This is a genomic window from Occultella aeris (assembly GCF_902703175.1).
Lineage (GTDB): Bacteria > Actinomycetota > Actinomycetes > Actinomycetales > Beutenbergiaceae > Occultella > Occultella aeris.
In genome coordinates, this window is the sequence record NZ_CACRYJ010000052.1 from 22155 (window position 1) to 29893 (window position 7739).

The window sequence follows — 7739 nt, forward strand, 5'->3', positions numbered from 1 at the left end:
CTTGACGGGCCCCCGGATCTCTCCTATTCTTTCGTCAGTAGGAAAACAACTTCCGACATGCGGAAGATGCCAATTCGGAGGAGTGAGTCAGGATGACCGCCGCAGGCGCTGCCCCCCGCTACACCGTGAACTGTTCGATCCTGCTCACCGATCTACCCCTGTTCGAACGGCCCGCTGCCGCGCGGGTAGCCGGCTTCGACGCCGTCGAGTACTGGTGGCCGTTCCCGACGTCCACGCCGTCGACGGACGAGATCGACGCGTTCGTGAACGCCCTGGCCGCCGCGGGGGTGCAGTTGACCGGGCTGAACTTCAACGCCGGAGACATGCCGGGCGGGGACCGTGGGCTGGTCTCCTGGCCCGAGCGCTCCAACGACTTCACCGCCAACCTGGACGTCGTCACCCGGATCGGGGAAGCGACCGGGTGCCGGGCCTTCAACGCCCTCTACGGCAACCGGATCGAGGGCGTCTCCCAGACCGAGCAGGACGACCTCGGCGCCGCCAACCTCGCCGCCGCAGCCGCCGCCGTCGGGCGCATCGGCGGCACCGTGCTCGTCGAGCCGGTCAGCGGCGCCCCCCGCTACCCGCTGCTCACCGCCGCGGATGCGGTCGGCGTGATCGGCCGAGTGGCAGGCGAGCATGGCGCGACGAACCTCGGCCTGCTGCTCGACGTCTACCACCTCGCCGTCAACGGCGACGACGTACCGGCCGCGATCGCCGCCCACCGTGACCGCATCGCCCACGTCCAGATCGCCGACGCCCCCGGCCGGGACCGGCCCGGCACCGGTGAGCTGCCGATCGCGGACTGGACTGCGGACCTGCTCGCCGGCGGCTACGACGGCTGGTTCGGCCTCGAGTACAAGTCCGCCGCGACCGACCCGTTCGCGTGGCTGACGCCGGCCGACCGCGCCGCGAACTGAACCCCATCGACCAACGAGAGGCACCGACGCCATGAGCACCATCGCATTCATCGGACTCGGCATCATGGGCTCGCCGATGGCCGTCCACCTGGCCAACGCCGGGCACACCGTGCTCGGCTACAACCGTTCGCCGGAGAAGGCCCGGCCCCTCGTCGAGGCTGGCGGCATCGCGGCCGCCAGCATCGCCGAGGCGGTCGCCGGAGCCGACGTCGTCGCGATCATGGTCCCCGACTCCCCGGACGTGGCGCAGGTACTCACAGCCGACGACGGCGTGTTCGCGAACGCACGGCCGGGCACCCTGATCATCGACTTCTCCTCGATCCGCCCCGACGTCACGGTCGAGCTGGCAGGCGAGGCCAAGGAGAAGGGCTTCAGGTTCCTGGACGCACCCGTCTCGGGTGGCGAGGCCGGCGCGATCAACGCCGCTCTGTCCATCATGGTCGGCGGCGCCCGGGAGGACTTCGACGCCGCGGCCGAGGTCTTCGAGGCCGTCGGCAAGACGGTCGTCCTGGTCGGGCCGAGCGGCTCCGGGCAGACCGTCAAGGCCGCGAACCAGCTGATCGTCGCCGCGAACATCCAGGCCCTCGCCGAGGCGATCGTGTTCCTCGAAGCCTACGGCGTGGACACCCAGGCAGCCTTGGAGGTACTCGGCGGCGGGCTCGCCGGGTCCGCCGTGCTGAACCAGAAGGCCGCCAAGATGCTGGGGCGCGAGTTCGCCCCCGGGTTCCGCATCGACCTGCACCACAAGGACCTCGGCATCGTCACCTCCGCCGCCCGCGAGGCCGGCGTGGTGATCCCGCTCGGCGCCCTGGTCGGCCAGTTGATGACCTCCGCCCGCGCCAACGGCGACGGCTCCCTCGACCACTCCGGCCTGTTCCGAGGTGTGACCCGCCTCTCCGGCACCGAGTGACACCCCACGGGCACCGACGCCCACCCCCCCGAAACCCCAGATCCTGAAGGAGCGAACGATGCCTCGCATGAGAGCAGTGGACGCCGCCGTGGCCATCCTCGAGAAGGAAGGCGTGACGCAGGCGTTCGGCGTGCCCGGTGCCGCCATCAACCCGTTCTACTCCGCCATGAAGGCGCACGGCGGCATCAACCACGTCCTCGCCCGCCACGTCGAGGGCGCCTCGCACATGGCCGACGGCTACACCCGCGCGAAGGCCGGCAACATCGGCCTGTGCGTCGGCACCTCCGGTCCGGCCGGCACCGACATGATCACCGGCCTGTACGCCGCCTGGGCCGACTCCGTGCCGATCCTGTGCCTCACCGGCCAGGCCCCGGTGGCGAAGCTGGACAAGGAGGACTTCCAGGCCGTCGACATCGCCAGCATCGCCGCCCCGGTGACGAAGATGGCCAAGACCGTGCTCGAGGCAGGGCAGGTGCCCGCCGTGTTCGCCCAGGCGTTCCACCTGATGCGCTCCGGCCGGCCCGGCCCCGTGCTGATCGACCTGCCCGTCGACGTGCAGATGACCGAGATCGAGTTCGACCCGGACACCTACACCCCGCTTCCGGTGCACCGCACCGCGGCCACCCGGGCCCAGGCCGAGAAGGCCATCGACATGCTGCTGGCCGCGGAGCGTCCGGTGTTCATCGCCGGTGGCGGAATCGTCAACGCGGGCGCCGAGGCCGGCCTGGTGGAACTGGCCGAGAGCCTCGGCGTGCCGGTGATCCCGACTCTGATGGGCTGGGGCGCGATCGCCGACGACCACCCGCTGATGGTCGGCATGGCCGGGCTGCAGACCGCGCACAGGTACGGCAACGCGAACCTGCTCGCCTCGGACCTGGTGTTCGGCATCGGCAACCGCTGGGCGAACCGGCACACCGGTGAGCTGTCCACCTACACCCGCGGCCGCACGTTCATCCACGTGGACATCGAGCCGACCCAGATCGGGCGGGTGTTCGCCCCCGACTACGGCATCGCCTCCGACGCCGGCGCGGCCATCGAGCTGTTCCTCGAGGTCGCCCGCGAGCGCAAGGCCGCCGGGGCCGTGCCGGACTACTCCGGTTGGGCCGCCGAGTGCGCCGAGCGCAAGCGCACCATGCAGCGCAAGACACACTTCGACGAGGTGCCGATCAAGCCCCAGCGGGTCTACGAGGAGATGAACCGGGCGTTCGGGCGTGACGTGCGCTACGTGACCACGATCGGGCTGTCCCAGATCGCCGGTGCCCAGTTCCTGCACGTGTACGGCTCCCGGCACTGGATCAACGCCGGTCAGGCGGGACCGCTCGGTTGGACCGGTCCGGCCGCGCTGGGCGTGGCCAGGGCGCTGCCCGAGGAGACCGTGGTGGCCCTGTCCGGCGACTACGACTTCCAGTTCATGCTCGAGGAGCTCGCCGTGGGCGCCCAGTTCAACATCGGCTACGTGCACGTGGTGGTGAACAACTCCTACCTGGGCCTGATCCGTCAGTCCCAGCGGGCGTTCGACATGGACTACCAGGTGCAGCTCGCCTTCGACAACATCAACTCACCGGAGCTCGAGGGCTACGGCGTGGACCACGTGAAGGCCGCCGAGGCGCTGGGGTGCAAGGCGATCCGGGTGCGCCGGCCCGACGAGCTCGGTGACGCCCTCGCCAAGGCGACCGCGATGGCGGACGAGCTCCGGGTGCCGGTGGTGGTGGAGGTGATCCTGGAACGGGTCACGAACATCGCGATGGGTGTCAAGATCGACGATGTGTTCGAGTTCGAATCGCTTGCCATCTCGGCGGAGGATGCGCCGACCGCCGTCGCCCTGCTGGACTAGGGGCATGACACACGCCATCGTGCCCACTCTGCCCTCAGCGCCGACCCGGATCCTCATCGCACCGGACAAGTTCAAGGGTTCGCTCGAGGCGACCGAGGTCGCCGCGCACGTCGCCGCGGGCCTGCGCCGTCTCGTCACCGAGGGTGCGGTGGTGGCGTTGGACATCGACGAACTGCCCGTGGCCGACGGCGGTGAGGGCACCGTGGCCGCGGCCGTCGCCTCCGGCTTCGCACCGGTCGAGGTGGACGTGACCGGCCCGCTCGGCGCGCCGGTCCGGGCCACGTACGCCGCCCGCGACGGGGTGGCGGTCATCGAGATGGCCGCCGCGTCCGGGCTGGCGTTCACGGCAGCGGACGACGACGCGGCACGCCGGTCCGGCACCTACGGCACCGGCGAACTCGTATCGCACGCCCTCGACCACGGGGCGGGCCGGATCGTGCTCGGGGTCGGCGGCAGCGCCTCCACGGACGGCGGCGCCGGGCTCGCCCAGGCGCTCGGGCTGCGGCTGAGGGGCCCCGACGGCGAGCTCGGCCCGGGTGGGGACGCGTTGCGCCGGCTGGTCGCCGTGGACGCGTCCGGGCTCGACCCCCGGCTCGCGGAGACCGAGGTGGTCCTCGCCTCGGACGTGGACAACCCGCTGCTCGGCCCGGACGGTGCGGCCGCCGTCTACGGGGCCCAGAAGGGCGCCGACGCCACCGCGATCGCGGACCTGGACGCCGGGTTGGCGCGCTGGGTCGACGCCCTCGCCGAGGCCGGGTTCGCACGCGCCGCCCAGGTCGCCGCCAGCCCTGGCGCCGGTGCGGCCGGGGGCCTCGGCTTCGCCGCCCTGGCTCTGCTCGGCGCGACCCGCCGGCCCGGGGTCGAGGTGGTCCTTGACCTGATCGGCTTCGACGCCAGGGTGGCCGGCGCCGACCTCGTGATCACGGGGGAGGGGTCCCTCGACGAGCAGAGCATGTTCGGCAAGACCCCGGTCGGCGTCGCCGCGGCCGCTGGTACCGCCGGGGTGCCGACCGTCGCCGTGGCCGGCCGCACCACCCTGACCGCGGAGCGGCTGCGCGAGAACGGCATCCTCGCCGTCTACCCGCTCACCTCGATCGAACCGGACGTCGCCACCTGCCTGGCCCGGGCCGGTGCACTGCTGGAGGACGTCAGCGAGATCCTCGGCAGGAACCACCTGATCGGCGGGCAGCCAAGGTGACGTCGGAGCAGCTGGCCCACGACCTGGTGATCCGGGCCGAGCGAGCCATCATGCCCGACGGTAGCGCCGCCGTCGAGATCGGTGTCCGCGACGGCATGATCGCGACCATCGCACCCCTGGGCGCCGGGCTCGCCGGCGCGCAGGTGCGCACGCTGGCCGCCGACGAGGTGTTGCTGCCCGGGCTGGTCGACTCCCACGTGCACATCAACGAGCCCGGCCGCACCGATTGGGAGGGCTTCGCCAGCGCTACCCGGGCGGCCGCGGCCGGCGGCGTGACCACGGTCATCGACATGCCGCTGAACTCGATCCCGCCCACGGTCGACGTGCCCGCCCTGGCGGCGAAGATCGCCGCGAGCGAGGGCAAGCGGTTCGTGGACGTCGGCTTCTGGGGCGGCGCGGTGCCGGGCAGCACACCGAACCTTGCGCCCCTGCACGAGGCGGGCGTGTTCGGGTTCAAGTGCTTCCTGCTGCCGTCCGGTGTGGACGAGTTCGGCGCGCTCGACGCCGACGAACTCGAGCTGGACCTGCGCGAGCTGGCCCGGCTCGACGCGCAGATGATCGTGCATGCCGAGGACGCCGGCGCGATCGAACACGCCCCACCCGCCCACGGGCGCGGCTACGCCGACTTCCTCGCCTCCCGGCCGCGCGGCGCCGAGAACCTGGCGATCGCCGTCGTCATCGAACGCGCCCGCTGGACCGGGGCGCGCGTGCACATCCTGCACCTGAGCTCCTCCGACGCGCTGCCGATGATCGTCAGCGCCCGCCGCGACGGCGTGCGGATCACGGTCGAGACCTGCCCGCACTACCTGACCCTCACCGCCGAGGACGTCCCGGCCGGCGCCACCACGTTCAAGTGCTGCCCGCCGATCCGGGAGGGTGCGAATGCCGACCGTCTCTGGGAGGCGCTCACCAACGGCACCATCGACGCCGTGGTTTCCGACCACTCGCCGTCCACCGTCGACCTCAAGGCGCTCGACACCGGCGACTTCGGGCAGGCGTGGGGCGGCGTCGCCTCCCTGCAGCTCGGGCTCCCGATCATGTGGACGGCGGCACGCGGGCGCGGCATCGACCTGGACCGGGTGGTCGGCTGGATGTCGGCCGGCCCCGCGTGGGTGGCCGGCCTGCAGCGCAAGGGCGCGATCGCCGTCGGCGCCGACGCCGACCTCGCCGTCTTCGCGCCGGAGCAGACGTTCGTCGTCGACCCGGCCGCACTCCACCACAAGAACCCCATCACCGCCTACGCCGGCCGGACCTTGCAGGGAGTGGTACGGACCACCCTGCTCCGCGGCGTCGAGGTGGACTTCCACACACCACGAGGAGCGCTGCTCCGGAGAGGACACGCATGAACACCCACGCAGCCCCCGGAGGTACCGGAACGGAGAACGAGGACTCGGTCCCCGACTTCCTCAGCTACCCCGACCTCGCCTCTCGTGCGCTCGCCGGGTCGGTCGTGGCCGCCAACGACGAGCTGTTCGCCCATCGCGAGAACCTGATCAGCGCGCACCGGCCCGCCTTCGACCCGGCCGACTTCGGCCACAAGGGCAAGGTCTACGACGGCTGGGAGACCCGACGTCGCCGCGACGACGGCAACGACTGGGCGATCGTGCGCCTCGGCGTACCCGGCGTGGTGCGCGGCGTGGTGGTGGACACCGCGTGGTTCCGCGGCAACTATCCGCCGTTCATCTCGGTGGAGGCGCTCGCCCTGGACGGCTATCCGAGCGTCGCGGACCTGCTCGAGGCGGACTGGCACACCCTGGTGCCGCGCAGCGACGCGCTCGGGGACACTGCGAACCACTACGCCGTGGACTCCGACCGGCGCTGGACCCACGTGCGCCTGTCCATCTATCCCGACGGCGGCGTGGCCCGCTTCCGCGTGCACGGCGAAGCCGTGCCGGACCCGGACTTCCTGACCGGCACCATCGACCTGGCCGCGGCCGAGAACGGCGGCAGCCTCGCCTACGCCTCGGACGCGTTCTACTCCTCCCCGGCGGCGATCATCCTGCCCGGGCGCGCCCGGAACATGGGGGAGGGGTGGGAGAACGCCCGCCGCCGCGGCCCCGGCAACGACTACGCCATCTTCAATCTGGCCCAGCGCGGCACAATCCGGCACGTCGAGGTGGACACGAGCTACTACGTCGGCAACGCGCCCGGCTGGGTCCGGCTCAGCGTCGCCGACCTCGCCCCGGGCGCGGACCTGGACACCAGCCCCGACGGGGAGGGCGGCCAGTGGACCGACATCCTCGCCAAGGTGGCCGTGCAGGCCGACACCCGGCACCGGTTCCTCACCGACGCGAGGGTACCCGCCACGCACCTGCGCCTGGACGTCTATCCCGACGGCGGACTGAGCCGGCTCCGGGCCTGGGGCGAGCTGTCCGAGGAGGACCTCGCGCGCGCTCGCGCCCGCTTCGACGAGACCCGCCCGTAGTCGTCTGTGTCAGTCTGACGTCACTCTGATTCGATCTGACGTCAGTTTGGGGTTGCGCATGACGCCATCATGATGTCATGATGGCGTCATGGACCTGAACCCCTACCTCTCCTCGCTGCAGCAGGCACTCGCCAACGCGACGCGCGCCTCCTCGCCCGAGGTCCAGGAGGCCGCCGAGCGGCTCTCCCAGACCCTCGAACCAGCCCTACGCCTGAGCCTCATGGAGCTCGCGTCCGACGTCGCCGCCGACGTCACCCTCCGGCTCGACGGCGATGTCGTCGAGGTCCGCCTCCGCGGCGGCGCCCCGGAGATCGTCGTCGAGCAGCGCCCCCGCGGCGCCGAGACCGATTCCACCGTTGCCTTCGGCTCCCCGAACGGCCCGGGCGCAATGCCGTGGGCCTCCGGCCCGCCCGGCCCTCCGGCCCGGTCCACCGCCCCGGCGGCGGGCCGCCCGT

7 protein-coding genes are annotated in these 7739 nt (G+C 72.0%); all 7 read left to right on the forward strand.

The features are described 5' to 3' along the window. Positions 1-92: 92 nt before the first annotated feature. Positions 93-917 carry a hydroxypyruvate isomerase family protein gene (locus tag HALOF300_RS17435; protein WP_156742190.1) on the forward strand — a complete coding sequence of 275 codons (825 nt, stop codon included), beginning with the start codon at positions 93-95 and terminating at the stop codon, positions 915-917. Between the two features lie 31 nt (positions 918-948). Next, positions 949-1827, forward strand: a complete 879-nt coding sequence (locus tag HALOF300_RS17440) for a 2-hydroxy-3-oxopropionate reductase (RefSeq protein WP_156742191.1) — start codon at positions 949-951, stop codon at positions 1825-1827. 58 nt (positions 1828-1885) lie between these two features. After that, complete coding sequence (gcl, locus tag HALOF300_RS17445; protein ID WP_156742192.1) at positions 1886-3661, forward strand: glyoxylate carboligase; 1776 nt, start codon at positions 1886-1888, stop codon at positions 3659-3661. A gap of 4 nt (positions 3662-3665) precedes the next feature. Next, entirely contained in the window at positions 3666-4859 is a 1194-nt protein-coding gene (locus HALOF300_RS17450; RefSeq protein ID WP_156742193.1) for a glycerate kinase, read from the forward strand. Then, entirely contained in the window at positions 4856-6205 is a 1350-nt protein-coding gene (allB, locus tag HALOF300_RS17455) for an allantoinase AllB (protein ID WP_269455305.1), read from the forward strand. Before HALOF300_RS17450 ends, allB begins: the two co-directional genes overlap by 4 nt. Beyond that, entirely contained in the window at positions 6202-7284 is a 1083-nt protein-coding gene (gene alc, locus HALOF300_RS17460; protein WP_156742194.1) for an allantoicase, read from the forward strand. The genes allB and alc overlap by 4 nt, the downstream gene beginning before the upstream one ends. 88 nt (positions 7285-7372) lie before the next feature. Beyond that, positions 7373-7739: hypothetical protein (locus HALOF300_RS17465; protein ID WP_456299652.1), on the forward strand; the 367-nt coding region annotated here is incomplete at its 3' end.